This is a genomic window from Natrinema soli (assembly GCF_028618695.1).
Map to the genome: position 1 here is coordinate 1 of NZ_JAQIVI010000028.1, position 568 is coordinate 568.

The following is a 568-nucleotide window of genomic DNA, read 5'->3' on the forward strand; positions in this document are numbered from 1 at the left end:
AGGTCGGGCGTGAAGCCGGCGCTGACCGCGTGACCGACCGGCGGTCGGACGGCGACGGTGACCTGCGGGCCGGTCATCCCGGTCGAGACGTCGGCGTCGACGACGTATTCGTTCGGAAGGAACTCGCGTGTACGGGCGGCGATCCGCGAGACGTCGCGGTGGAGTAGTCGTTTCTGTGCGCTCGAGAGATCCGGAACGTCCGCCGCTGCACGCTGCCCAGCACCAGTCTCTCCCGGTAGCCCTGCGTACGGCGTATTTCCGTTCATGAGAAGTGTGTGCCCGTAGCAACGCGCCGCCGGGTCAAAAGGGTTCGCCTTCGATCAATCCCGGAGGATCGGCTCGCTGTCGCCGTAGACGGCGAGAACGACCGCTGTCGTGTACCGACCCGAATCAGCTTGCCGACTCTCGACGGCCGCTCGCGGGTCTGCGAACTGCCAGTCGCGAAGCTCCTGTCCCGCGGCCAGTCCCTCGCGGACCCGGCGTTCGACGTCCTCGCGGTCCATCTCGCCCGCGGTCTCGTAGAACAGGCCCGGGCCGTCGTCGACCGATTGCGACCACGCGAGCGCCG

The 568-nt window shown here is 68.1% G+C and carries 2 protein-coding genes; both read right to left on the reverse strand.

The genetic code is table 11. The features are described 5' to 3' along the window. On the reverse strand, positions 1–266 hold a 266-nt coding region (locus tag PGX04_RS02075; protein ID WP_273737002.1), incomplete at its 3' end, for a DUF5811 family protein. A gap of 54 nt (positions 267–320) precedes the next feature. Continuing rightward, the coding region (locus PGX04_RS02080) for a pyruvoyl-dependent arginine decarboxylase (RefSeq protein ID WP_273737003.1) at positions 321–568 on the reverse strand (248 nt) is incomplete at its 5' end.